This is a genomic window from Thermomicrobium sp. (assembly GCF_053493975.1).
This window is the reverse complement of record NZ_JBRBZA010000004.1, coordinates 1-22196: the sequence shown is the minus strand read 5'-3', so window position 1 is coordinate 22196 and position 22196 is coordinate 1. Positions and strand designations below refer to the sequence as shown.

At 64.4% G+C, this 22196-nt stretch carries 27 protein-coding genes; 11 read left to right on the top strand and 16 right to left on the bottom strand.

What is annotated here, in order from left to right; translation table 11 throughout:
• From ACWIVK_RS00410 to ACWIVK_RS00400, 3 genes are all read right to left on the bottom strand, one after another.
• Window positions 1-319, bottom strand: a 319-nt coding sequence (locus ACWIVK_RS00410) for a VOC family protein (protein ID WP_448574571.1), incomplete at its 3' end; no start/stop codon positions are given.
• A 116-nt stretch (window positions 320-435) separates the two neighbouring features.
• Window positions 436-669 carry a hypothetical protein gene (locus ACWIVK_RS00405; RefSeq protein ID WP_448574570.1) on the bottom strand — a complete coding sequence of 78 codons (234 nt, stop codon included), beginning with the start codon at window positions 667-669 and terminating at the stop codon, window positions 436-438.
• Between the two features lie 230 nt (window positions 670-899).
• Window positions 900-2189, bottom strand: coding sequence for an aspartate aminotransferase family protein (locus ACWIVK_RS00400; protein ID WP_448574569.1), 1290 nt, complete (start codon window positions 2187-2189; stop codon window positions 900-902).
• Between the two features lie 138 nt (window positions 2190-2327).
• On the opposite strand from ACWIVK_RS00400, the gene ACWIVK_RS00395 reads away from it, so the two are divergent.
• The 6 genes from ACWIVK_RS00395 to ACWIVK_RS00370 are packed head-to-tail and all read left to right on the top strand — an operon-like array spanning window position 2328 to window position 6968.
• Entirely contained in the window at window positions 2328-3611 is a 1284-nt protein-coding gene (locus ACWIVK_RS00395) for an MFS transporter (RefSeq protein WP_448574568.1), read from the top strand.
• A gap of 12 nt (window positions 3612-3623) precedes the next feature.
• Window positions 3624-4844, top strand: coding sequence for an MFS transporter (locus tag ACWIVK_RS00390; RefSeq protein ID WP_448574567.1), 1221 nt, complete (start codon window positions 3624-3626; stop codon window positions 4842-4844).
• A gap of 18 nt (window positions 4845-4862) precedes the next feature.
• Window positions 4863-5306, top strand: coding sequence for an acyl-CoA thioesterase (locus tag ACWIVK_RS00385; RefSeq protein ID WP_448574566.1), 444 nt, complete (start codon window positions 4863-4865; stop codon window positions 5304-5306).
• Between the two features lie 51 nt (window positions 5307-5357).
• A complete protein-coding gene (trpS, locus tag ACWIVK_RS00380) occupies window positions 5358-6362 on the top strand; it encodes a tryptophan--tRNA ligase (RefSeq protein WP_448574565.1) in 1005 nt (334 codons plus the stop codon).
• A gap of 16 nt (window positions 6363-6378) precedes the next feature.
• Window positions 6379-6723, top strand: coding sequence for a cupin domain-containing protein (locus tag ACWIVK_RS00375; protein ID WP_448574564.1), 345 nt, complete (start codon window positions 6379-6381; stop codon window positions 6721-6723).
• 23 nt (window positions 6724-6746) lie between these two features.
• The gene (locus ACWIVK_RS00370; RefSeq protein ID WP_448574563.1) at window positions 6747-6968 is read left to right on the top strand and encodes a hypothetical protein; all 222 of its coding nucleotides are present in this window, start codon (window positions 6747-6749) and stop codon (window positions 6966-6968) included.
• Window positions 6969-7013: 45 nt separating this feature from the next.
• On the opposite strand, the gene mnhG is transcribed toward ACWIVK_RS00370, so the two are convergent.
• From mnhG to mbhE, 7 genes are read right to left on the bottom strand one after another with little or no spacing between them, the layout of a single operon-like run.
• Window positions 7014-7400 (bottom strand): monovalent cation/H(+) antiporter subunit G, encoded by a 387-nt coding sequence (mnhG, locus tag ACWIVK_RS00365; RefSeq protein WP_448574562.1) that lies wholly within the window; start codon window positions 7398-7400, stop codon window positions 7014-7016.
• Window positions 7397-7693, bottom strand: a complete 297-nt coding sequence (locus tag ACWIVK_RS00360) for a monovalent cation/H+ antiporter complex subunit F (protein WP_448574561.1) — start codon at window positions 7691-7693, stop codon at window positions 7397-7399. Before ACWIVK_RS00360 ends, mnhG begins: the two co-directional genes overlap by 4 nt.
• A complete protein-coding gene (locus ACWIVK_RS00355; RefSeq protein WP_448574560.1) occupies window positions 7690-8163 on the bottom strand; it encodes a Na+/H+ antiporter subunit E in 474 nt (157 codons plus the stop codon). Before ACWIVK_RS00355 ends, ACWIVK_RS00360 begins: the two co-directional genes overlap by 4 nt.
• Window positions 8160-9677, bottom strand: coding sequence for a Na+/H+ antiporter subunit D (locus tag ACWIVK_RS00350; protein ID WP_448574559.1), 1518 nt, complete (start codon window positions 9675-9677; stop codon window positions 8160-8162). Before ACWIVK_RS00350 ends, ACWIVK_RS00355 begins: the two co-directional genes overlap by 4 nt.
• Complete coding sequence (locus ACWIVK_RS00345) at window positions 9662-10105, bottom strand: Na+/H+ antiporter subunit C (protein WP_448574558.1); 444 nt, start codon at window positions 10103-10105, stop codon at window positions 9662-9664. Before ACWIVK_RS00345 ends, ACWIVK_RS00350 begins: the two co-directional genes overlap by 16 nt.
• A 3-nt stretch (window positions 10106-10108) precedes the next feature.
• The gene (locus ACWIVK_RS00340) at window positions 10109-10531 is read right to left on the bottom strand and encodes a Na+/H+ antiporter subunit B (RefSeq protein WP_448574557.1); all 423 of its coding nucleotides are present in this window, start codon (window positions 10529-10531) and stop codon (window positions 10109-10111) included.
• Window positions 10528-12858, bottom strand: coding sequence for a hydrogen gas-evolving membrane-bound hydrogenase subunit E (gene mbhE / locus ACWIVK_RS00335; RefSeq protein ID WP_448574556.1), 2331 nt, complete (start codon window positions 12856-12858; stop codon window positions 10528-10530). The genes ACWIVK_RS00340 and mbhE overlap by 4 nt, the downstream gene beginning before the upstream one ends.
• 322 nt (window positions 12859-13180) lie before the next feature.
• Here mbhE and ACWIVK_RS00330 point away from each other — a divergent pair, with 322 nt between their 5' ends.
• On the top strand, window positions 13181-13945 hold the full coding sequence (locus tag ACWIVK_RS00330) for a VOC family protein (protein WP_448574555.1): 765 nt from the start codon (window positions 13181-13183) through the stop codon (window positions 13943-13945).
• Here the strand turns inward: ACWIVK_RS00330 and ACWIVK_RS00325 are convergent.
• On the bottom strand, window positions 13942-14547 hold the full coding sequence (locus tag ACWIVK_RS00325) for an LOG family protein (RefSeq protein WP_448574554.1): 606 nt from the start codon (window positions 14545-14547) through the stop codon (window positions 13942-13944). The two genes, ACWIVK_RS00330 and ACWIVK_RS00325, sit on opposite strands and share 4 nt — an antisense overlap.
• A gap of 179 nt (window positions 14548-14726) precedes the next feature.
• On the opposite strand from ACWIVK_RS00325, the gene ACWIVK_RS00320 reads away from it, so the two are divergent.
• A complete protein-coding gene (locus tag ACWIVK_RS00320) occupies window positions 14727-15041 on the top strand; it encodes a ferredoxin family protein (RefSeq protein WP_448574553.1) in 315 nt (104 codons plus the stop codon).
• A gap of 341 nt (window positions 15042-15382) precedes the next feature.
• Here the strand turns inward: ACWIVK_RS00320 and merA are convergent, their stop codons facing one another.
• On the bottom strand, window positions 15383-17065 hold the full coding sequence (gene merA / locus ACWIVK_RS00315) for a mercury(II) reductase (protein WP_448574552.1): 1683 nt from the start codon (window positions 17063-17065) through the stop codon (window positions 15383-15385).
• Entirely contained in the window at window positions 17062-17622 is a 561-nt protein-coding gene (locus ACWIVK_RS00310) for a hypothetical protein (protein WP_448574551.1), read from the bottom strand. The genes merA and ACWIVK_RS00310 overlap by 4 nt, the downstream gene beginning before the upstream one ends.
• A 454-nt stretch (window positions 17623-18076) precedes the next feature.
• Here ACWIVK_RS00310 and ACWIVK_RS00305 point away from each other — a divergent pair, with 454 nt between their 5' ends.
• Together ACWIVK_RS00305 and hpt are read left to right on the top strand one after the other, a co-directional pair.
• Window positions 18077-18595, top strand: coding sequence for a (2Fe-2S) ferredoxin domain-containing protein (locus tag ACWIVK_RS00305; protein ID WP_448574550.1), 519 nt, complete (start codon window positions 18077-18079; stop codon window positions 18593-18595).
• Between the two features lie 251 nt (window positions 18596-18846).
• Entirely contained in the window at window positions 18847-19848 is a 1002-nt protein-coding gene (gene hpt / locus ACWIVK_RS00300; protein WP_448574549.1) for a hypoxanthine phosphoribosyltransferase, read from the top strand.
• On the opposite strand, the gene ACWIVK_RS00295 is transcribed toward hpt, so the two are convergent.
• The 3 genes from ACWIVK_RS00295 to ACWIVK_RS00285 form a co-directional block, all read right to left on the bottom strand.
• The gene (locus ACWIVK_RS00295; protein ID WP_448574548.1) at window positions 19779-20693 is read right to left on the bottom strand and encodes an Fpg/Nei family DNA glycosylase; all 915 of its coding nucleotides are present in this window, start codon (window positions 20691-20693) and stop codon (window positions 19779-19781) included. The two genes, hpt and ACWIVK_RS00295, sit on opposite strands and share 70 nt — an antisense overlap.
• The gene (locus ACWIVK_RS00290) at window positions 20686-21102 is read right to left on the bottom strand and encodes a hypothetical protein (protein ID WP_448574547.1); all 417 of its coding nucleotides are present in this window, start codon (window positions 21100-21102) and stop codon (window positions 20686-20688) included. Before ACWIVK_RS00290 ends, ACWIVK_RS00295 begins: the two co-directional genes overlap by 8 nt.
• Before the next feature lie 276 nt (window positions 21103-21378).
• Window positions 21379-21882 carry a zinc-binding dehydrogenase gene (locus tag ACWIVK_RS00285; protein ID WP_448574546.1) on the bottom strand — a complete coding sequence of 168 codons (504 nt, stop codon included), beginning with the start codon at window positions 21880-21882 and terminating at the stop codon, window positions 21379-21381.
• On the opposite strand from ACWIVK_RS00285, the gene ACWIVK_RS00280 reads away from it, so the two are divergent.
• Window positions 21860-22196, top strand: a 337-nt coding sequence (locus ACWIVK_RS00280) for a hypothetical protein (protein WP_448574545.1), incomplete at its 3' end; no start/stop codon positions are given. The two genes, ACWIVK_RS00285 and ACWIVK_RS00280, sit on opposite strands and share 23 nt — an antisense overlap.

Genomic DNA, 22196 nt, shown 5'->3' with positions numbered 1-22196 from the left:
CATAGAGTTGGACATTCCCGTTCGGGAGCTGGACGAGGTGGTGGGCGAACGTCTCTCCGTCCAAGCAGCCGCGCGCTCGTGCCTTCTCGTAGACGGCGGGAAGATCATCGACTGTCAAGGCGAAGTGCGCATAACGCCGTGCTTCTTCCGGCCGTTCGAAGATGTGGAGCTGAAGGTCACCGATCCGCAGCCATTGCACCGGATGCCCAAAATTGGGCGTCGGGATCCGCTCGAGACCGAATACCTCTTCGTAGAAACGCACCGACTCCTCGAGATTTTTCGCGACGATACTGACGTGATTCAGGCTCCGTGCGGCCATGGTTCCAGCTCCTTCCGGTTCCGTCACTCACCCGACGCTCGGGAACAGCTGAAGCGTAGCAGGGTGCGGGGAACTGTGGAAAGGGAATCGAAAGACGCGTGCCACTGTCCTGCTCGTCAACGGCGGCTCAACAAGACACGACCGGTGATCCAGGCGATGACGATGGCCAGGAAGAGCACGATGAGGAGCACGATTTCTGCACTTCCGAGGGACGGAGGAAGGTCCGCGCGAGAGGCCTCTGAGCCGGGTAAGGCGGTGAGGAGGAACAGGGCGGCTGCGACAGCGAGGATCAGGGCGAGGATCGCGGAGCAGCCGACTGCGATCCCTTCGAAAAGGTAACGGAGGAACATCGCGGCTTTTCCCGTTCCTGTCTCGCGGAACGCTGACCGAATGGTAGCAGGCGCGACGGACCGCCGCCGACCGAGGTATCCTCGCTCCTCGTGTCGACCCGACGAGCGTCGTCCGCATCGGCGGCTCTCCAGGGCTGGGCGCGGTTCCTGTCCATGACCCATCTCGACCGCTCGGCGAAACGAGCCGGAGACGCCGGCAGCGGCCAGGGGACAGCTCACTGATCTCACCCTCAGGAGCAGCTCACGGTTCGCAGCCCATCAGCGAAGACGGTCAGCGCGCGCTCGAGTTGCTCCCAGCTGATGGTGAGCGGCGGCTGGAAGCGGACCACGTTCCCCTCTTGCCCGCCGACCCCGATGAGGACCCCGTGTTCGCGGCAGTAGGCGCGCAGAGCGGCGGCCTGCTTGGCTGCTGGCTGTTTCGTGCGACGATCAGTGACCAATTCCACGCCGATCATCAGTCCGAGTCCACGCACATCGCCGATCAGGGTGTGCTCGGCCGCGAGTTCGCGGAGCTGAGCCAGCACCTGCTCACCCTTGCGGGCAGCCTGACCGGGCAAGTCTTCTTCCAGCATGACCTCGATATTGGCGAGCGCCGCCGCGCAGGAAACCGGGTTGCCGCCGAAGGTCGAGAGGTGCTCGCCGGGCTGGAAGGCATCGGCGATCTCGGCGCGGGCGATGCAGGCCGAGAGCGGGAAGCCATCGGCGATCCCCTTGGCCATGACCATGATATCCGGCTCGACGCCGTAATGCTCGATGGCGAAAAGCTTGCCGGTGCGACCGAAGCCGCTTTGCACTTCGTCGACGATGAAGAGGATGCCGTAGCGGTCGAGCACGTCCTTGACGTAGCGGAAATAGTTGGCCGGTGGCACGATGATGCCGCCCTCGCCCAGCACCGGCTCGGCGATGAAGGCGGCGACGTTGCCGGACGTTTGGTACTTGATCGCCCACTCGACCATTTCGGCGCAGCGCTGGGCGAGGATCTCCGGATCGTCGGTCCCGAAGGGGTTGCGGTAGAGGTAGGGTGCCGGAGCGAACGCGATGCCAGGAAGATACGGTCCCCCGCGCTTCTTGCGCAGCATGTTGCCGGTGACCGAAAGGGTGCCGACCGTGCGCCCGTGGAAGGAGTGAGTCAGCGCGATGAACTCGTTCCGTCCAGTGTAGGCCTTGGCCATGCGGAGCGCTGTTTCGATCCCCTCGGCCCCGCTGTTACCGAAGAAGGTCTTCCTGAGTGCACCCGGCGTGATCTGGGTGAGCCGCTCGGCAAGGTCGGCGACCACCGGCACGTGATAGACGTAGCTGGCGGCATGCACCAGTTTGTCGGCCTGCGCTTTGGCGGCCGCGATCACCTTGGGATGACAATGGCCAGCGTTGGTGACGGCGATCCCGGCGAAGCAGTCGATATATTCGCGTCCCGCACTGTCGATGACGGTCGCACCACTCGCTCGCTCCACCACGACCGGCTCCACTGCGGCCACGAAGCTCGTGCAGACGTACTCGCGATACTTCTCGATCGTTTCCATCGGCGGCTCCCCTCGGTTTCTGGATCGGAACCGGCAAAAACGTTCCTGATCGCTCGACTCATTCTACCCGACCGGCGAAGCCCGTCTTCAACCGGACAGTCAGGAGCATGGTAGCATCGTCGAAGTGTGGGGGAGCAGATGGCAGCAGCGCATCGCGGACAACCGGTAGGGAGCGAGCGCAGGGGCATCCTCTATTCGTTGCGAACATATCCGGCGTTCCGGCTCTTGTTCGGGACGACCCTGACGACGAACGCGGCCTTCTGGATGTGGTCGCTCTTGATCGGCTGGCTGGCGCTGGTCCTCACCGATTCTCCCTTTTTCGTCGGCTTGACTGGTTTTCTCAACGGGATACCGATGCTCGTGGTCAGTTTACCGGCGGGAGTGCTGATCGATCGGCTGGATCGCCGGCTGGTTTTGCTCGCCGCGCAAGTCGTCGTCGCGCTGGTCACCGTCGGACTCGTCCTTCTCCTCTGGCTGGAGCGGTTGGAGCCCTGGCAGTTGCTCTTGGCGGCGTTCGTCTCCGGGGCGGGTATGGCAGTTGTGTTCACGACGAGGAGTGCCTTGGTCGCCAACCTGGTCAGGCGCGAGGCGCTGGCCAATGCGGTTGCCTTGATCTCGACTGCACAGAATGCGCCGCGCATCGTCGGCCCGGCATTGGCAGGACCGCTCGTCGGCGCGGTCGGGCTGACGGGAGCCTTCGCGGTCTGCGCGTTGTTTCAGGTTGCGTCGGTCGGTATCACGTGGCGCTTGCCAGCTGTGCGACCCGTGGGGAACCGGTCGCCGTTCTGGGGAGCGTTCGTCGAGGGTCTGGTGGCGGTCTGGCGGCGCGAACAGCTCCTGGCCCTGATGGCGCTGGCGACCTTACCAACGCTGCTCATTTTCCCTTACATGAACCTTTTGCCCGTTTTCGCGCGGGACGAGCTCGGGTTAGGGGCGACCGGTCTGGGCGTGCTGATGGCCCTGAATGGGCTCGGTGCGGTCATCGGATCGGTCGCGGTCGCCGCCCGGCGAGAGTGGGGAGAATCGCCGCGCGTACTCGTGGCGACGGTGCTGCTGTTCGCGGCGGCAGTGTTCGCCTTTGCGCAGACGAGCGTGCCCTGGCTGGCAGCGGCCTTCCTCTCGATCGCCGGGGTGATGGGAGCAGTCTACATGGCGACGACGAATACGTTGCTGCAGTTGGCCGTGGAGGACGACATCCGCGGTCGCGTGCTGAGCGTCTATCTCTTGACCTGGGGGCTGCTGCCGATCGGGACATTGCCGGCCGGAGCAGTCGCTGATCGTTGGGGTGCACCGTTGGCGGTGAGCCTGCTCGTGGTGCTGGCAGTTCTCGCCATCGGTGCGGTGGCGCTCCGCTTCCCGCTGCTGCGCCGACCGTCGCTCGTGTCCGAGCAGCGTTTTTCGGCCGGCACTGGCCGGTCATGAGGGTGCCGAGCGATGCGGTGGGTGATTCCTCGCCCGTGGGTGGTACGCCAGCCGGCGCTGCGTGCGGTGCTGGGCTTGACGCTGCTCGCTGGCTTGGTGACAGGGGTCGTCGTTCCGTTTCTCTCCTTGGTGGCGCGCGAGAAAGGAGCCTCTTACGGGGCAGTCGGCCTCATGGCATCCGGCTTCCTCTTGGCACAACTCGCGTTTCAGTTTCCGGCCGGGGCGCTGGCCGACCGCATCGGGCGAGCCAAACCGGTGGCCGCTGGTCTCGCGATCGAGGGGCTGGCTACCGCTGGTTTTGCGGTCGTCGAGACGCCGGCGCTGTTCATCGCCTTGCGTGTTTTGCAGGGTGTGGGTCTCGCACTGATCTATCCGGCGGTGCGAGCGCTCATCGCTGATCTGACGCCACTCGAACGGCGCGGCGAGGCGTACGCGGCCTTCTGGGGTGTCCTGAACGTCGGGTGGTTGCTCGGGCCGGCTGTCGGCGGGCTCTTGGCTGCGGTCGTCGGGAAGACACCGCTCGTCGTCGCGAGCGGTTTGAGTGAAGCTGCCCTGGCCCTCCCGGCTTGGTTCGCCTTCCGGCGCTTTCGTTTGCCGGAGCCGGCGAGGAAAGCAGACGCACCGGGCAGCCAGCGAGGGGCGCGACTCTTGGGCACGGCACTGTTGGCAGCGATGTTGCTCGCCTTCGGCTTCGAGGTGCCGGTCGGAATCTTCACGGGGATCTGGAGCATCTATCTCAGTGAGATCGGCGCTACCGAGTTGGAATTGGGGCTCTCGTACACCGCCTTCTCGGTGGCCAATCTCGTCACGCTCCCGCTGGGTGGCAAATTGGCCAACCGGCGGCCGCGTTGGCGGCGGGTGCTCGGCCTGGCGGTCCTGCTCGGTCTCGTCGTGCTCGGATACGGTATCCCCTCGGTGCCCGTCCTCCTGCTGCTCGGTGCGCTGGAGGGGGCGATCGCCGGACTGTTGACGCCGACGGTGGATGCCTATCTCTCGGCGATCGCCGGTGCGCAGCAGCAGGGCCGGGTGCAGGGGGCGTACACGACGGCCGGCATGAGCGGGGCAGCGTTGAGTGCCCTGGGAAGTTCGGTTCTCTATTCTTGGGGTCACTGGGTGCCGTTCCTAGTGGCAGGGACGGCGCTGGCGAGCCTGGCGTTTCCTGCAGCACTCCTCATGCGGCGGACCGAGCAGCGGGCGGTCCGAGAAGTCACGCTCGAAACGGTGGTCCAGTGATACGGAAAGGACAGATGTGTGCGGCGAGTCGAAGTACCGTTCATCGTCTATTGGGGTGATGCCGATCCGGGTGAGCTCATCTTCTATCCGAACGTGTTCCGCTACGTCATGCAGGCGGAACATGCCTTGTTTTGGGGACTCGGCTACACGCGGCAGAAAATGCAGGAGTGGGGGATCGTCAATCCGCGCGTGCATGTGGAGGCGGATTATCGTCGGCCGCTCTGGGTGCACGATCGGGGCGTCTGTCGCTTGTGGGTGAGCAAGCTCGGCCGCTCGTCTCTCCGGCTCGACTTCGCGCTGGTCAAGGACGGCGAGGACGAGCCAGCTGTCACCGGTCATCTGGTGCAGGTCTTCGTCGACTCGCGTACGATGCGTCCGGTGCCGATACCGGAGGAACTGCGAGAGGCCCTGGCAGCGGAGGAACCGGTGGATGAGGCTGCCGAGTCACGATGTGCGGAATAGCGTCGCGGCGCTCGTGGTATCCTCGTGGGTCGGAATGCGGGAGGAGCGAGGATGGCGGGGAAGCCGCGTGCGTTCTCGGGAATCCAGCCGACTGGTGGCATCCACCTGGGGAACTATCTGGGAGCGATCCGGAACTGGGTGCTGCAGCAGGATCAGTATGACAATATCTTCAGTATCGTCGACCTGCACGCGATGACGATCCCCTACGATGCGCGTGAGCTCCGGCAACGGACGCTCGAGGTGGCGAGCGTGCTCCTGGCAGCCGGGATCGATCCGGAGCGCTCGATCCTGTTCGTGCAGTCGGATGTCCGGGAGCACACGGAACTGTGCTGGATCCTGGGCACGTTGGCGACGTTCGGTGAGCTGCGGCGGATGACGCAATTCAAGGAAAAGTCGAAGGGGAACGAGCGCGTCGGGGCAGGGTTGTTCTTCTATCCGGTACTTCAAGCAGCGGATATCTTGCTCTACGACGCAGCGGTCGTCCCCGTCGGTGAAGACCAGAAGCAGCACATCGAGCTGACGCGCGACTTGGCGATCCGGTTCAACAACACGTTCGGCGAGACGTTCGTGATCCCGGAGCCGGATATCAAGCCGGCTGGGGCGCGCATCATGTCGTTGACCGATCCGCTCAAGAAGATGAGCAAGAGCGACCCGGATCCGGACAGCCGCATCGAGTTGCGGGATCCACCGGAGGTGATCCGTCGCAAGATCCGCAAGGCAGTGACTGACTCGGAAACGGTGATCCGCTACGATGAGGAGCGCAAGCCAGCGATCTCCAATCTGCTCACGATCTATTCGCTCCTCTCCGGTATTCCGATCCCGGAACTGGAAGAGCGGTATGCCGGGAAAGGATACGGGCAGTTCAAGCAGGACTTGGCTGAAGTGATCATCCAGGCGCTAGCACCGATCCAACAGCGACTGGAGGAACTGGTCGCCCAGCCCGGGATCGTGATCCGCACGCTGCACGAGGGTGCCGCCAAGGCGCGGGAACTGGCTGCGGCCAAGATGGCCGTCGTGCGCGAGCGGTGCGGACTCGGGCTCCCGGCGCTGGACTGAGCGAGGAGCGCCCGCAATGAGCGAAGCGTCGATGGCCAGTGTCGTCCAGTGGGACGCGCTCCCGGTGGAGTCCCCTCGCCCCGGTATCGTCCGGCAGACGCTGCACGGCGACCGGCAGACCGTGGTTCGCTACCGGTACGCTCCCGGATCGGTCTTTCCCGTCCATGCGCACCCCGAGGAACAGGTAACGATGGTGCTGCGCGGGATGCTGGCGCTGGAGGTCGCGGGCGAGGAGGCGATCTGCGGCCCTGGCACCGTCGTGGTCATTCCCGGCGGAGTGCCCCATGGCGCACGTGTCCTGGGTGATCAAGAGGTGGAGACACTCAATACGTTCGTACCGCGGCGCACGAGCGCGCCGTAGGCGGAGCGAAAGGAGCGAGGACGATGGCGATCGAATCGATGGTCAAGAAGTTGAAGCGGCAAGCTGCCAAGCGCGTCAACCAACGGCTCAAGCAGCCTAAGCACAGCGTGCCACACCGTTACCCGTTCAAGTATCGCCAGACGTCGCGGGGACGCGTGCCGTTGACTGCCGAGGATGCGCTCGCCATGATCCGCTGGCGAGCAGCGCGGCGGGCCCGCAAGACACAGACGCAACAACAGGGCTGAAAGCCTCCGGCTCCTCGCGAGCATTCGTCGAGCGCTGCCCGGACCTCATTCGGGTGAAGCTTCGGTTCTATCCAGGGGTGCCGAGTTGGGGACGCTCCGAAGTTCGTGCGTCTTCGGATGATACTGTCCGGCCAAATCGTCTTCGTGGACGAGCGGTCGGATGCCGGAGAGATACGCAGCGCGGCCGAGCAAGTGCGCAGCGAGCGGGGTGGTCAAAAGGAAGAAAAGACTCACCAACAGGGCGTGGAGCAGCGCCGAGAGATTCCCGAGCAGCAAACCGGTCGCCGCAACGATCAGCAGGATGCCCAGTGTCCCCGCCTTGGCGGCGGCCTGCATGCGGGTATAGAAGTCCGGCATGCGCAGTAGGCCGATGCCAGCGATCATCATGAGGAGCGAGCCGAGCAGCGCCAGGAGACCAGCCAGCACGGTCATGGTTCGCGTGTCCTCCGCTCGATGAGCGAGGCGAAAGCGACTGTGCTCAGGAACGCGATGAGGGCGAGCACGATCGCGATGTCGACGATCGACAGCAGTTCGAGTGTCGCACCCAGCAAGAGAAGCAGGCCGACGACCAGCGAGGCCATGAAGTCGAGCGCGATGACCCGGTCCGGAATGCTGGGGCCACGGACTACCCGGACGAGGGCGAGCAGAAGTCCCACCGTGAGCAGCAGCATGCTGAGGGTGATCAGTGGCGAGACACCGGACAAGCCGATCAGTCGCTCGCTCATCGCAGAACCTCCAGAAGACGAGCCTCCAAACCGCGCTTCACGTCGGTCAGGAATGTCTGCCGATCGCGAGCGTACATGGCGTGAACATAAAGTGTTCGGCGGTCGGCCGAGATATCCAGTGAGAGGGTTCCCGGGGTGAGCGTGAGAAAGTTCGCCAAGAGCGTAATCTCGGTCTCGGTGGCAGCATCGAGCGGAACGGCGATAATGCGGGGAGTGGCGCGCAGGCGCGGAGTGATGACGTCATAAGCGACCTGAAGCGAGCTCAGGAGGAGTTCCGCGAAGAAAAAAGCGACGAAGCGCAGTCCTCGCAGGATGCGTCCGCTGTACCGAGGAGTGCCCCAGAGCGGCTCGAGCGTGGCGAGCACGAGAAACCCGAGCACATAGCCGAGCAGCAGCTGGGGAACGGTGAAGCGGCCGACCGCCATAGCCCAGACGAGGGCGAGCAGAAGATTGAGCAGGAACAGCGTCATGGTACACCTCCGATCGATGCACATGTGGGTGATCCGAGTTGGTCGAGCACGGCTCGCTGGTAGGCCTGGAGATCGAGTAGTTGGTCTGCCGCGCGAGTCGCCAAAACCAGGAGCGGCTCGCTGGCGGTGCCGAGCAGAACCGTCACTGCCGCGAGCACGAGGACCGGCAGCAGCAGGCGCACCGAAAGTGGCTGGTGTGGCGAAACCTCGACCGGTAGCGATTTCCAAAAAGCCTCGTTCCAGATCTTGAGCATGGAGAGAAGCGTAAACAGGCTCACGATGACCGCGATGGCGGTCGCCCAGTAGGCACCTGCGGCCAACCCAGCGCGGATGACCAGCAGCTTGGCCAGAAAGCCGGAGAGCGGTGGAAGGCCGGCCAAGGAGAGCGCCGGGACCAAAAAGAGGAGTCCCAGCCAAGGACGAGCACGGTAGAGGGCGCCGAGGTCGCTGAGTCGGCTGCTTCCCCCGAGTCGTTCGATCAGACCGCCGATGAGAAACAGGTTGGTCTTCACCACGATGTGGTGGACGAGATAGAAGACGCTACTGGCGAGACCGAGCGGGGTCAGCAGCGCGAGACCGAAGATCATGTAGCCGATCTGGCTGACGATATGGAAGGACAGGATGCGTCGGACATCTTGCTGGGCCAGTGCGCCGAGCACACCGGTCAGCATGGTCAGGGCGGCGCAGACCAAGAGGAGACGATGCGACCAACCGGGATCGTGAACGAAGAGGAGCGTGAAGACGCGGATGAGGGTGTAGACGCCGACCTTCGTCAAGAGGCCGGCGAAGAGTGCCGAGACCGGCACCGGCGGCGTATGGTAGGAAGCAGGGAGCCAGAAGAAGAGCGGGAAGACCGCTGCCTTGATGCCGAAGGCGATCCCGAAGAGAACGGCGAGAAGATCCAGCACGAGCGGGTCGATGCCGAGTACCGCTCGGCTCAGGTGTGCGAAGTTGAGCGTGCCGGTCACGCCATAGAGGACGCCGACCGCGCTCAGGAAAAAGGCGGAGGCGAGCAGGTTCAGGGCGACGTACTTGAGTCCACCTTCGACCTGCCCTCGCTCGGCACCGAGGACGAGCAACACGAACGAGGACATCAGGAGAACCTCGAACCAGACGTACAAGTTGAAGATGTCGCCAGTGAGGAACGCGCCGTTGACGCCGAAGAGCAAGGCGAAGATGAGCGGATAGTACCCGAGGCGCTCCCGGGCGGGATCGATCCAGGCGGTGGAATAGAGCACGGTCGCCCAGGCGACGAGCGTGCAGACGAGCAGCATGAGGGCGCTGAGTAAGTCGGCCACCAGGACGATGCCGTAGGGTGGTGGCCAGGAACCGATCGAAACGACGAGAATGCCACTTCGGACGACCTGCAGGGTCAACCCGCTGACGAGCACGAGGAGAACGGTCGCGCTGGTTACCGCGACGAGGTGGCTCGTCCGACGGCTGTGACGAGTCGCGAAGAGCAGAAGACTCGATCCGAGTGGGAGGAGAAGTGGGAGCGTCAGGAGGAGACCCATGCGCGCTCCTCCTCTCCCCGAACCAAGCCGTCCTCCTGGTCCGCCGTGATCGGTCGATGAGCAGGAGCCGGTACCTCGCCGAGCCGATCGGTCGCCGTCAGGTCGTCCAAGTCATCGCTGCGGAGCGCCCGGTACGTCCGGTAGACGAGTGCGACCGTGAAGACCAGCACACCGAAACTGATGACGATGGCCGTCAAGATGAGGGCTTGCGGAAGCGGGTCGGCGCTGGGGAATGGGACCGTCGTTCGATCCTCCGGAACGAGGGGCGGACGCCCACGCACGAGACCACCGGAGAGAAAGATCAAGAGATTCGCTCCGTTTCCCAACAAGATCAGGCCGACGAGCATCTTGACGATGCTGCGGCGCAACAAAAGGTACAACCCAGCGCCGTACAAGACTCCGATCATCGCAACGAAGAAGAGTTCCATCGGTCACTCCTCAGCAAAAGCGAAGAGCATGGTCAGCGTCGCCCCGATGACTGTCACGTACACCCCGATATCGAAGATGAGCGGTGTGCCGAGATCGACGCGGAGGTTGCCGGGAAGGGGCACGCCGATCCACAAGCCGGTGAGGAAGGGCGTCCCGCTGATCCAAGCGATGAGGCCGCTCGCTGCGGCGAACGCGAGGCCAATGGCGACCAACATCAGCGGTCGTACGCGGAGGAGTCGCTGGGCTGTGCGCAGGCTGTAGCCGAAGGTGAGGAGGGCGAAACCGGTGGACGCGATCAAACCACCAGCGAAACCACCTCCTGGTTCGTGATGCCCGCGCAAGAGCAGGAAGAGGCTGAACAGCAAGAGGAGCGGCGAGATCCAGCGGACGGCCGTCCGCAAGATGATCGAGGGAAGGGTGCTCACGTTCCTTCCTCCTTCTGCCGACGCCGGAAGAGCAAGGCGGTCACCCCGAGACCGGCCAAGCCCAGCACGGTGATCTCGCCGAGCGTGTCCAGGGCGCGGAAGTCGACCAAGATGACGTTGACGACGTTCCGGCCATGTGCCGCTGGGTAGCTCTCCTCGAGGAAGAAGGCAGAAATCCGCTCGCCCGCGGGGGAACCGATCATCAGGAGCGCGAAAAGGCTCATCGTCATCCCAAAGAGGACGGCGACGATCGCATCGCGGACACGGGCGCTGGTCGTCGAGAGGCGGGCATAGCGCGGCAGGCGATAGAAGGCGAAGACGAGGAGGACGACGGTCAAGGTATCGACGAGTACTTGCGTGATCGCGAGATCCGGTGCGCTGAAGCGAGCGTAGAGCACGGCGAGGCTGAAACCGAGAGCGCCGAGTGCCGCGATGGCAGCGAGTCGCTCGGTGGCACGGACTGCCACGAGGGTAGCGACGAGGATGATGAGTGCCAAGCTCGCGTCGACCACGTCGATCGCTGACAGGTGCGGTCGAGGCCAGCTGGTGACGAGCTCGGCACGGTGCCGGTCCACAGCGAACGCCGAGAGCGCGACGAGCGTCAGCACCGTGACCATGACGTAGATGCGCAAGTAGCCGCTCTGTAAGAGCTGTGTCTGCCGGATAGCCACGCCGTTGATGACCGCCAGCGTTCGGAAGTACCAGCTCTCGCTCCCCCACGCCGCGAGAGCTTCGGCTGTTGGGCTCCACGGTTCAGTCGTGCGGAGTCGGTCGCCGAGTCGAAGAGCGATCGGCCAGCCGATGGCGAGCGCCCCACCGAGAAGCAGGACGAGCAGGCTCAGGCCGACTGCAGGGGTGAGGCCGTGCCACAGGGCGAGCTTGACACTGGTCGGCTCATGGCCTGACAGGCTGGCGACGACTGCACTCGCCAATGGGCCGAGGGAACTAGCGAGAAGACCGGAGAGGAACGCGGCGGCACCCAACAGCGCGGGAGCAGCTAGGAGTTCCCAGGCTGGAGCGTGCGCGTGCTCGGGTGCTGGCCTCGGCTGGCCGACGAAGGGTCGCGCGAGGATCCAAGCGACCGCTGTCTGCCCGCTGAGCGCGGCGAGCAAGACGAGTAGGCCAGGGAGTGGCAGCTCGTGCCAAGAGGCCTCGAGCACGAGTTCCTTCGCGACGAAAGAAAGTGCCGGTGGTAGACCCGCTGCAGCCAGGACGACGAGAACTGCCGCGGCCGCGAGCCAGGGGGAAAGGCGAACGAGTCCGCCGAGGCGATCGAGCGCGCGCTCGCCTGTCGCATGGTCGATGGCGCCAGCGAGCAAGAAGGCTCCTCCCTTGTAAAGTGCGTGAGCCAGCAAGAAAAGAGTGAAGGGGAGCCAACCAGGCTCGCCGAAGCTGAGCAGGAAGACGAGCGTCCCGAGGGCGCTGATCGTGCTGTAGGCGAGCAACCGCTTGAGATCGCGCTGCTGGACGGCGAGGAGGGCGCCAACGAGGGCGGTCGCTCCTCCCACCACACTCAGGCTCGGCTGCCACCAGGGGTGTTCGCCGAACGTGGGGGCCATCCGCGCCAACAAGTACACGCCGGCCTTGACCATGGTCGCCGAATGGAGATACGCGCTCACGGGGGTGGGAGCTTCCATGGCGTTGGGAAGCCAGAAGTGCAACGGCACCTGAGCCGACTTGGCTGCAGCACCGAGCAGGATCAAGAGAAAAGCAGTGGTCACCAGCCCGTCGGCAGCGAGCGGGCCGAGAGCGAGGATTTCGCTCAGGCGCAGGCTGCCGGTTCGCTGCGCGAGGATGAGGAGACCGGTCAAAAGGGCGAGCCCGCCGCTTCCGGTGACGATCAAGGCCTGCGTCGCACTGGTGCGTGCTCGCTCGCGTTCGTTTTCCAAACCGATCAGGAAGAACGACGTGATGCTGGTGAGTTCCCAGAAGACGAACAGGAGAATCACGTCATCGGCGAGCACCAAGCCGAGCATCGCTGCCTCGAAGGCGAGGAGTGCGACCCAAAAGGCCTGGCGTCGTGGATGATGTGCGAGATAGGAGACCGCATAGAGCGCGATGAGTGCACCGATGCCAGTGATCAGGAGCGCGAACAGGAGACCCAGCCCGTCCAAGCGGACCACGAGATCCGAACCGAGCGTGGGGAGCCACGAGAGTACTTCGATGCGTGTGGATCCGCGCGTCACGGTGGGTAGCTGGCTTGCGTACCACACGAACAGGATGAAGGAGGTGAGTGCTGCCAGATAGCCGAAGCGGGCAGCGAGTCGCCTCCCGAGCCAAGGGGCGAGAACCGCCAAAACGAACAACGATGCGAGACCTGCGAGCACGAGCCCTCCTCTGACGCTCGTCACCTCAGCGTGCGATGGTGCGTGCGAGAGGCTCGCTGCTCCCTCGAGCGTGGTGCCCGAGCCTCCTCGCGAGGCGACCGCCAACTACGCAGCGGCCGCCTCGCGGGAAGACCCGACACGGGGCTCCGTGCACGGTCGCCGGCCAGTGTATCGTGGAGAGAACGCGCCGGGCAAGAATGGGTGGAAGAGAGGCAGGTGAGGCATCGGCACGCGCCTCTCGGGAAGACCAACGTCGTACACTGCTCGTGGTGCGTGGCTCGCCGGGCGAGCATCGGCAAAGGAGCGGGGAAGGGAGTCGAACGTGCTCCGTCAGATCGATCATCTGGTCGTTTTGGTGCCGGACCTCGAGACGGCCATCGAGGAGTATCGTCGAGCCGGTTTTTCGGTCGTACTGGGTGGAACGCACCCCACGGGAACGCAGAACGCGCTGATCGGTTTCAGCGACGGTGCCTATCTGGAACTCCTGGCCTTTTACGAGGACAACCCGGCTCACCGCTGGCACCGCTTTCGCACTGCGGGAGGGGGGATCATCGATCTCTGCGTCCTGGTCGAGGGTGTCGAGGCGGAATGCCAGCGACTCGAGCGAGCCGGTTTCGGCTACCAGTTGACGGCAGGGAGCCGGACGCGCCCGGATGGATTCACGATCGCGTGGAAGAATGCGACGCCCCCGGACGAGTTGACAGGTCAGCTGCCGTTCCTGATCGAAGACGTGACCCCGCGCCGAGAGCGCGTGCCGCATGGCCAGCAGGCGGAGCACGCGAATGGGGCCCGGGGTGTCGCCGAAGTGGTGATTGCCGTCCGTGACCTTGCGCCAGCCGTCAGTGCCTGGCGAGCGCTCCTCGAGACTCCAGGGGAGGCCAGTGACGATCCAGTCTTGGGGATTCCCGTCCATCGCTTCGCGCTCGGCCCGCATCGCGTCTCGCTCACGGTCGGTCCTCACCCGCTGGTCGAAGAGCGACTCGGGCGAGCTGGTCCTGGGCCGCTACTCGCGCGTCTGTGGGCCTGGGCCACGGCAGAAGTGACGCTCGGACAGGCCCGTTTCGTCCTGCAGCGACTGGAGCGCTAGCGCTCCTCCCGTCCCATCCAACGGGGGACAGCGATCGGTGGCTGATATGTCAGGAGCGCCGCGACGGCTTCCTCGGGGTCATCGGTCACGATGAGAAGGCCGGCGTGTTCGGGGGCGATGAACCCCTCGTCGATCGCGTGACGCACGCTCGCCAGCAGATGGCGGTAATAGTCGCCCGAGTTGAGCAGCACGACTGGTTTGGTGTGGATACCGAGCTGTGCCCAGGTCACGATCTCGAAGAGTTCGTCGAGTGTGCCGAAACCTCCTGGCAGGGCGACGAAGCCATCAGCCAAGTCGGACATGAGCGCTTTGCGTTCGTGCATCGTCCGCACGATGTGGAGACGCGTGAGATTGGGGTGGGCGAACTCGCGTGCCATCAGGACTTCCGGGATGACACCGATCACGTCGCCGCCCGCTTCCAGCGCGGCATCGGCGACGACACCCATGAGGCCGATGCTGCCGCCGCCGTAGACGATGCCGATCCCGCGCTCGGCGAGCAGTCGGGCCAGGCGTTGCGCATGCAGCCGGTAAACAGGGCGATTGCCGAGGCGCGACCCACAAAAAACGCAGACACGCTCGAGCGGCACTCTCCGGTCTTCCATCGTTCTCGGGTTCCTTCCGTTGCGGGGGCGCGATGCCCCGGTCCGCTGAGTGTACCCTGCTGATCGCTGTCGTGAAAAGCCGTATCGGGAGGCGTTGTCTCCCTGAGTGGATGCGAGCGTCTGCGGGGCACACGCGCTTTCTGATAGACTGCCCAAGAGAACGAGGAGGATCGTACCAGATGGTGCAGGTCATCGATCCGATCCGCGACCGGGCTGGTCTCGAGCGGAAGCTGGCGACGACGTCCTATCACGTCGATCGCGAGCGCGCGCACATCTGGATCATCGATCCCGACGTCTGTCTCCAATGCGAGCGGCAGCAGTGCATCGTCTGCTGTCCAGCAGCGTGCTACACGCCGCTCCCGGATGGTCGGGTCAAGTTCTCCTACGAGGGCTGCGTCGAGTGCGGGACCTGCCGGATCGTCTGTTACGAGTTCCGCAATATCGCTTGGACGTACCCGCGTGGTGGTTTCGGCGTCCAGTACCGATACGGCTGAAGGGCGTGCTGCAGCGTACTCGGTAGCGTCCGTGCTCCGCTGTGGTACGTCCCATCCTCTCCGATCGCCACTGGTGCAGGAGCGAACTGCGTCCGAGGCTCCGACGCGATGCAGTAAGTGGGACGAGCCGTTCTCTCGCCTCGGCAACGCTCTGGGATCGTGCAGCGCGCGAAAGACGCACGTTGCTCCGCGAATACGTTCTCGGTTCGGTGAGACAACATGCAGTCCCTCGGTTCGAGAGCGCGCGAGCGTTGCCTGAGCATGCGCTTGCACTCTTGCGCCCTGGCGGGCGCTCGGCCAGGGCAACGACCCGAGTGAGTGGGCGGTGAGGCGTCGCTTCCTCACGCGCAACACGAGAGATGCGCGGGATCCTGCTCGACAGCGAGCGCAGCCAAGCTCAGCCCCTCTCCGACCGTGAGGTAGGGAGCGAGGTGCTCGCGGAGGTCGGCGAGCGTGAGACCGGCATGGACAGCCAGAGTAGCTGCTTCGATCAACTCCCCGGCAGCGCTGGCGAGTGCCTGAACGCCGAGTATCCGCCCGCTCTCGGCATCGGCGACGAGCAGCACCCCGCCGAACGGTTGCAGTTCGACCCGCTCGCGGGCGATCACCGACGCAGGAGCGAAGCCGGTGACGACCCGATGCCCGCGCGCCTCGGCATCTGCTCGGGTCAGCCCCACGCTCGCCAACTGGGGTTGCGTGAAGATGACGGCTGGTACGGCATCGAGGCGCAGGGTCTGCTGCTCCCCGAGGAGCGCGTTGCGGGCTGCCAGGCGGCCCTGCGCAGCCGCCACATAGACGAACTGTGGGCCGAGCGTTACGTCGCCCGCTGCATAGATGCGGGGATTCGTCGTCCGGAGCGTCGGATCGAGTCTGGGGGCTCCCCGAGCGTCGAGTTCCACGCCGGCAGCAGCGAGATCGAGTTCGTCCACGTTCGGTCGACGTCCCGTCGCCACGAGCAGCATTTCGGCCTCGAGCGCCTCTTCGCGACCATCACGGTGTTGGACGAGGAGACGTACTCCACCAGGAGCGCGCTCGATCCGCTGCGGGAGCACGCCGAGACGGAACTGGATCCCGTCCGCAGCGAGTGCCTGCTGGAGCTGCTCGGCCAGCTCCGGCTCGACTTCTGGCAAGAGCCGAGCTCGCCGCTGCACGAGGGTGACGCGACTGCCGAGCCGCTGGAACGCTTGGCCGAGTTCCAAGGCTACATACCCAGCACCGAGCACGAGCAGCGAGGCCGGGACGCGCTCCAAGTCGAGCGCGCTCGTACTCGTCAAGAAAGGCGTCTCAGCGAGACCGGGTAGCGGCGGGAGAGCTGGGCTGGCCCCAGTCGCGATCAGGAAGGCGCGGGCGCGGATCGAGCGATCGCCGACGGCGACGGTAGTCGGATCGACGAAGCGGGCCGTGCCGTGCAGGAGCTCCCAGCCGTAGTAGTCGACGAGTGCCTCGTACTTCTCGCGCCGCAGTGCGGCGATCAGGTCTTGCTTCTGCGCGACATGGGCTGCCAGATCGACTGCCTCGAGTTGGCTACGGATCCCTCGATAGCGGGGCGTCGCGGCTAGATGAGCGACTTCGGCGGCGCGCAGCAAGAACTTGGAGGGGACACACCCAACGTTGACGCAGGTTCCGCCCAGCGTGCCGCGTTCGATCATGATGACGCGGGCACCGAGTTGGCGGGCCTCGATCGCAGCAGCGAAGGCGGCTGAGCCACCGCCGATGATCACCAGGTCGGCTTCAGCGTCGGACGTCCTCGCGTCCAGCTGGAGAGGTGAGAGGCGCCGCAGTTGCCCTGGCTCGTAGTGATGTGGCGATCCGCCAGCAGCACGAATGGTAGCGAGGAGCAGTTGGGGGTCGAAGGTGGGCGGGGCAAGGAAGCGAACGCGGCTGCGCCGCCAGTCCGCTTGTGGCTCGATACCGCCAGAAGCCTCTACAGCTGCCTCGATGCGCCGCTCGCAGGCGGGGCAGGTCATCCCTTCCACGTCGAGTTCGTAGGTGACGAGGGGCGAATCGTGGTTCGCTAGAGTCATCGTCCTTGCTCCTTCTCGGTGTCGGTACGGGGCGCGAGTTCGCCGAGGCCAGCGTGCTCGGTCGCCAGCGCAGCTGGAGCACAGCAGGTGGATCGGGTCATGAATCGACGGCGAGAAAGCGACCAGTGAACGACGCGAAGTCCAGTCGTGCCAGCAAAAGCGACGAAGAGCGTCTGTTGGCGATGGACAAAGAGCCAGCTGAGCAAGGGGAGGTTCCACGAGACGGTCGGATTCTGTCGCCATGCCAGGAGGAGAACAGCGAGCACGAGGACCAGTGCAGCCAGTGTGAGGTCCAGGATGCGGGAGAAGGTGTCACGCGCCAGCAGGCTGGCGATGAGAAGAATGACCAGGACAGCGAAGAGAAGCGGTGCCTCGAGGCGTGCCAGGAAGCTGAAGGCAGCGGTCCCGGCGAGTGCGGAAACCAGGAGAGCGAGCCATTGGATCACCAGCCAGTTACAGCAGGCCAGTGTCGTCAGTGAGAGCCCAGTCACTGTGGCCAGCCCTTCCAGTCCGCGCTTGAAGATGGCCACACGGTCTACCGGCGAGTCGAGCGGCATACGATACCTTCCTTCCGTCCCGGGCCTCCTCGCGTGGTGATCTGGGAGGAGACTATCACATACGGAGAACCGTATGCAAGTCAGCGTTTTGATGCGTCTTCCACATTTTGTGGAATACGAAATGTCCGATTCGTAACGCACGGTACTGCGAGGGCCTGCTAGGGTCGGTTGGACAGCGAGCCTTCGGCGAACGCGGCAGCGAACTCGACCTGGGGGATCATGCTGGTAACTCGATCGTCGTCGCAGCACGACCCCGAGGGGACATGCAAGACGAGGCGCGAGCGACGGCGTGGTCGTATGGAGCTCGCGGATGATCTCTCCGGCGAGTCGGGAGCAGTTTACACTTCCTACCAGCTGGTGCGGCGCCCCGGCAACGGCTTTCCTGGCCAGATGGCCTTTCGCGCGGTGTGTCGCTGACTATCCAGTCGTCGAGAGCGACGGAAGGAACGATTGGATGTACTGGTGTCGAGCGCATGTCCTGGTCTGCACGGCCAATCATTGCTCTCAAAAGGGCGCGCAACAGGTGGCGGCGCGCTTGCGCCTGGAGCTCAAGCGCGCCGGGCTGGATGCCGAGATCATGGTGAACACCTGTGACTCGATCGATCTCTGTGACATCGGGCCGAACATCGTGGTGTATCCGCAGGGCTGGATCTACCGGAACGTCGGCGTGAACGATCTTGCTGAAGTGATCCAGTCCGTGCTCGATGGTCAGCGACCGGTGGAGCGGCTCATCCTGCGACCGGATTCCGAGGACGAACGAAGGCGACGCGAGTTGTACCGGGCGGCGGTCGCTCAGGAACCGCTCGCCGTCGCAGCTTTCGCCGCTCTCGCTGAGCGCTACGGCTTCGACGAGGCGTGGGTTGCCGAGCAGGCGCGGCGAGGATTCATCGCCCGCAAGCCGGGTGACGAAGGTGACCGCATCACCGTGACCAGCAAGGCACGCCACCGCTACGGTCTGTCGGAAGCGACCTGAGCGGTCCACCGAACGACGATCGCGCGTCGGCGACGCCGCAGTGATTGCCTCGATGGCACGAGGCCTGCGAGGCTGCAGCTGCCATCACTGACTCTTCGTCGCGCGAAGACGGACTCGTGCTCGGTGCGTTCGTACGAGAAAGGTGCCAATCTGTCACTGTGTGGTCACAGTTCTTTTGCAAGATGTGTGGTATACTTGTCGCAGGTGTGGGGAGGGATAGGGGGAGACGCTGATCGCGTGAAGGAGGTGCGATGACGACAGCGGTGCAGCCGTCACCTGGGCGTCGTGCCGATGTACAACGCCCGCGATTCGCGCACCCAGCTGAAGCGGAGTTCGCAGCCTTTCTCGATTTCTATCGGATCGCCTGGGAATACGAACCACGTTCCTTCCCTCTTCGCTGGCAAGATGGGCGGATCGTCGAGCAGTTCACCCCCGACTTCTACCTCCCTGAGCAGGATCTCTACGTCGAACTCACGACCATGAAACAGAGTCTGGTGACCCGCAAGCACCGGAAGGTCCGGCGACTCCGGGAGCTTTATCCCCACGTGAACATCGTCCTCCTTTATCGCAAGGACTACCACGAGATCCTCTCGCGCTTCGGCTATGGCTCGGTGGACATCACCTCGTTACGCCCTGATCAGATCGAGCGAGTTCTCTTGAGTCCGGCTGAGATCCAGCGGCGGGTGGCCGAACTCGGTGAGCAAATCTCAGCGGATTACGCTGGTGAGTCGCTCGTCCTGGTGGGTGTTCTCAAGGGGATTACCTTCTTCCTGGCTGATCTCGCTCGCGCGATCACCCGACCGCTGGCGATCGACTACCTGCAGCTCTCGCGTGACCTGCGCGAGGGAGTCGCTATCCGGAAGGATCTCGATCTCGATATCCGCGGCAAGCATGTGCTGCTGGTCGAGGATATCGTCAATACGGGATTGACGCTCGACTTCATCGTGCGCATGCTACGCGAGCGCGAACCAGCCAGTCTCGAAGTGTGCGCGCTGCTCGATAAGGCCGAGCGGCGATTGGTTCCGGTCCCGGTGAAATACGTCGGCTTCACTATTCCCAACGAGTTCGTCGTCGGGTATGGGCTCGACTATCGCGAGCTCTATCGGAATCTTCCTTTCATCTGTGTCCTCAAGCGCGAGGTTTACGAGGCGAATGGAAATGGTCACCTGGTCGGGGGAACGGGTCAGGAAGCAGCTGCCGAGGCTGCCGAGTCCTCGCTGGTGGCAACGCGAGTCGAAGTGGGCTCCGGCTGACAGACGGGACAGTAGTACGTCCCTCGACCGGCGATGGTCCGCTTGACGATCGGGGTGCCACAGCGCACGCAGGGTTGGCCAGCTCGGCCGTGAACGTAGGGAAACTCGCCGACTGGCGGGACTGCCCGACCGTGGAGAATCTTGGCTCCTCCCAGAGGAACCGCGATCGCTAGCACCTCGCGGATCGCCTGGTACAGGCGACCGATCTCGTCCTCATGCAGCGTTCCGACCAGACGCGCTGGATGGAGTTGGGCGAACCAGAGACTTTCGTCGACATAAATGTTGCCGAGTCCAGCGACGACGCGCTGGTCCAGAAGCGCGGCCTTGAGGGAGGTTCCGCGACGCCGGGCGAGTCCGTGCCGAAGAGACTCCAGGGTGAACGCGTCACTGAGCGCGTCTGGCCCGAGCGGCAAGGAAGCGAGTGTGGCGGGAAGCTCGTCCGGAAGCACGAGCTGGACACGGGCGAAGTGACGGACATCGGTCAGGTAGAGGTGTTCATCGGGGGCGAAATCCAGCCGGAGAGCGGTCGACTTGTGGGGAAGCGGCGCATCGTACGGTGGGATCGGATGTCCGGCAGCGAAGCCGGGAATGTTGCTGCCGCGCGCCACGAGTTGGCCGGTCAATTTGAGATGAACGAGTAAGGTCAGGGTGGGAAAAGTCAACCAAAGATACTTGCCCTTGCGACCGACCTCGCGGAGGGGTTGGCCGACGAGGAGCGCCAGTGAGAGGCCAGTCGGGGCAACGATGAGTCGGGGGCGATACAGTTCGTAGCCGGTACAGATGCGGCCGAGCAGCTGCTCGGCGATGCCGCGCCGTGCCGCTTCGACCTCGGGGAGTTCAGGCACGCTGCTGGCTCCCCACGAGCGTCTCGACCGGTTCCGGTTGGACCGCACGAGTGGGAGGGCGGATACCGAGTCGTTCCCAATCGATCTGCCAGTAGCGCGGGTCGAAGGGGTCGACTTCTTGCCGCGTATCCAGCCGGTTCCAGATGGTCGGGAACGCGTAGATCTCCTTGCCCTCCAAGACGATGCGACGGGCGATCCCACCTGGGCGATTGACGGGGAAAATTTCGCGAGGGGGCCGGCTGATGACTTCGGCCTGAAACCAGCCGTGCTCGGGGCAACGTCCGGCATGAAGTTGCCAGGGCAAACGTGCGGTCACACGTCCGAGCTGGCGGACGACGACGTCTTCGAGTTCGCCACCGCAGAGCGGGCAGCGGAGTGGTGTAGACGAAGCCCGGCGAACTGACTTCATGGCTCAGCGTTCCCTCACACCGACCCGGCTCAGCGCTCCGGCCCGGAGCGATCCGGCACGATCATAGCATGCAGTCGCTCGGTCCGTGGCGGCGAGCAATATCGCCACCAGGAATCGGAGTCGAGAGCCTCTACCCTGATACGCGCGAGCGGCTTCCACGCTGGTTGCTCAGTGATCTTCGCTCGTCGGTTAGCGGATGCCGGACGGTGTGCGAACCTGGTCAGCAGGCTGGTGGGGTGGACTATCGCCCCACCAGCCTGCACGCCGCTCGCTTCGTCAATCGAAGACGAGCACGCCGCGGATGACCTGGCCGCGCTCGACGTCATGATAGGCCTGGTTGATCTCGTCGAGTCGGTAGCGGCGAGTGACGAGTTCATCCAGCTTGAGCTTGCCGTCCCGGTAGAGTGCGAGCAAGCGTGGGATGTCGATGCGCGGTACGTTATGACCGAAAATCGTGCCGAAGACCTCCTTCGCCATCAGCATGAACATGAGGTCGAGAGGGTGAGTTTCCACCTCGTTGGGGTCGCGGCCGATCGCTCCCACGATGACGGTTCGGCCCGCTTTGCGGGTAGCACGGGTCGCAGTCGTGAGGAGCGATGGGGTTACCAGGCTCGGAGTCAAGATGGTGGCATCAGCGCCCACCCCGTTCGTGATGTCCATGATGCGCTGGACGGGATCCTCGCGGGTGGGGTTGATCGTGTGGGTCGCGCCGAATTCCCTGGCCTTCTCGAGTTTCCAGTCCACCAGGTCGATGGCGATGACCTTCTCGGCACCCGCCATCGCTGCCCCTTGCACGGCGTTCATCCCCACCCCGCCCGTCCCGAAGATGGCCACCGTCTCCCCCGGGTCGCACGCGTGCCCGGTTGACGGCCGCACCCCAGCCGGTGGGCACCGCACAGCCGACCAAGCAGGCGCGATCGAGCGGGAGATCGGGATCGATCTCGATCACCGAGTCGACGGGACAGACGGTGTACTCGCTGAAGGCCGAGACGAGTGCGAATTGCGCAATGTCTTGCCCGTCCTTGTGGAAACGGAAGGTCCCATCGAGCTGGGCGCCTTGAGTCAGCAGAATACCGCGATCGCAGAGCGCTGCC

Excerpts from the sequence above, each read along its gene's own strand:
- ACWIVK_RS00405 (WP_448574570.1), bottom strand. The coding sequence starts at position 669 with ATGTTCCTCCGTTACCTTTTCGAAGGGATCGCAGTCGGCTGCTCCGCG.
- ACWIVK_RS00400 (WP_448574569.1), bottom strand. The coding sequence starts at position 2,189 with ATGGAAACGATCGAGAAGTATCGCGAGTACGTCTGCACGAGCTTCGTG.
- ACWIVK_RS00395 (WP_448574568.1), top strand. The coding sequence starts at position 2,328 with ATGGCAGCAGCGCATCGCGGACAACCGGTAGGGAGCGAGCGCAGGGGC.
- ACWIVK_RS00390 (WP_448574567.1), top strand. The coding sequence starts at position 3,624 with ATGCGGTGGGTGATTCCTCGCCCGTGGGTGGTACGCCAGCCGGCGCTG.
- trpS (WP_448574565.1), top strand. The coding sequence starts at position 5,358 with ATGGCGGGGAAGCCGCGTGCGTTCTCGGGAATCCAGCCGACTGGTGGC.
- ACWIVK_RS00375 (WP_448574564.1), top strand. The coding sequence starts at position 6,379 with ATGAGCGAAGCGTCGATGGCCAGTGTCGTCCAGTGGGACGCGCTCCCG.
- ACWIVK_RS00370 (WP_448574563.1), top strand. The coding sequence starts at position 6,747 with ATGGCGATCGAATCGATGGTCAAGAAGTTGAAGCGGCAAGCTGCCAAG.
- mnhG (WP_448574562.1), bottom strand. The coding sequence starts at position 7,400 with ATGACCGTGCTGGCTGGTCTCCTGGCGCTGCTCGGCTCGCTCCTCATG.
- ACWIVK_RS00360 (WP_448574561.1), bottom strand. The coding sequence starts at position 7,693 with ATGAGCGAGCGACTGATCGGCTTGTCCGGTGTCTCGCCACTGATCACC.
- ACWIVK_RS00355 (WP_448574560.1), bottom strand. The coding sequence starts at position 8,163 with ATGACGCTGTTCCTGCTCAATCTTCTGCTCGCCCTCGTCTGGGCTATG.
- ACWIVK_RS00350 (WP_448574559.1), bottom strand. The coding sequence starts at position 9,677 with ATGGGTCTCCTCCTGACGCTCCCACTTCTCCTCCCACTCGGATCGAGT.
- ACWIVK_RS00345 (WP_448574558.1), bottom strand. The coding sequence starts at position 10,105 with ATGGAACTCTTCTTCGTTGCGATGATCGGAGTCTTGTACGGCGCTGGG.
- ACWIVK_RS00325 (WP_448574554.1), bottom strand. The coding sequence starts at position 14,547 with ATGGAAGACCGGAGAGTGCCGCTCGAGCGTGTCTGCGTTTTTTGTGGG.
- ACWIVK_RS00320 (WP_448574553.1), top strand. The coding sequence starts at position 14,727 with ATGGTGCAGGTCATCGATCCGATCCGCGACCGGGCTGGTCTCGAGCGG.
- merA (WP_448574552.1), bottom strand. The coding sequence starts at position 17,065 with ATGACTCTAGCGAACCACGATTCGCCCCTCGTCACCTACGAACTCGAC.
- ACWIVK_RS00310 (WP_448574551.1), bottom strand. The coding sequence starts at position 17,622 with ATGCCGCTCGACTCGCCGGTAGACCGTGTGGCCATCTTCAAGCGCGGA.
- ACWIVK_RS00305 (WP_448574550.1), top strand. The coding sequence starts at position 18,077 with ATGTACTGGTGTCGAGCGCATGTCCTGGTCTGCACGGCCAATCATTGC.
- hpt (WP_448574549.1), top strand. The coding sequence starts at position 18,847 with ATGACGACAGCGGTGCAGCCGTCACCTGGGCGTCGTGCCGATGTACAA.
- ACWIVK_RS00290 (WP_448574547.1), bottom strand. The coding sequence starts at position 21,102 with ATGAAGTCAGTTCGCCGGGCTTCGTCTACACCACTCCGCTGCCCGCTC.
- ACWIVK_RS00285 (WP_448574546.1), bottom strand. The coding sequence starts at position 21,882 with ATGGCGGGTGCCGAGAAGGTCATCGCCATCGACCTGGTGGACTGGAAA.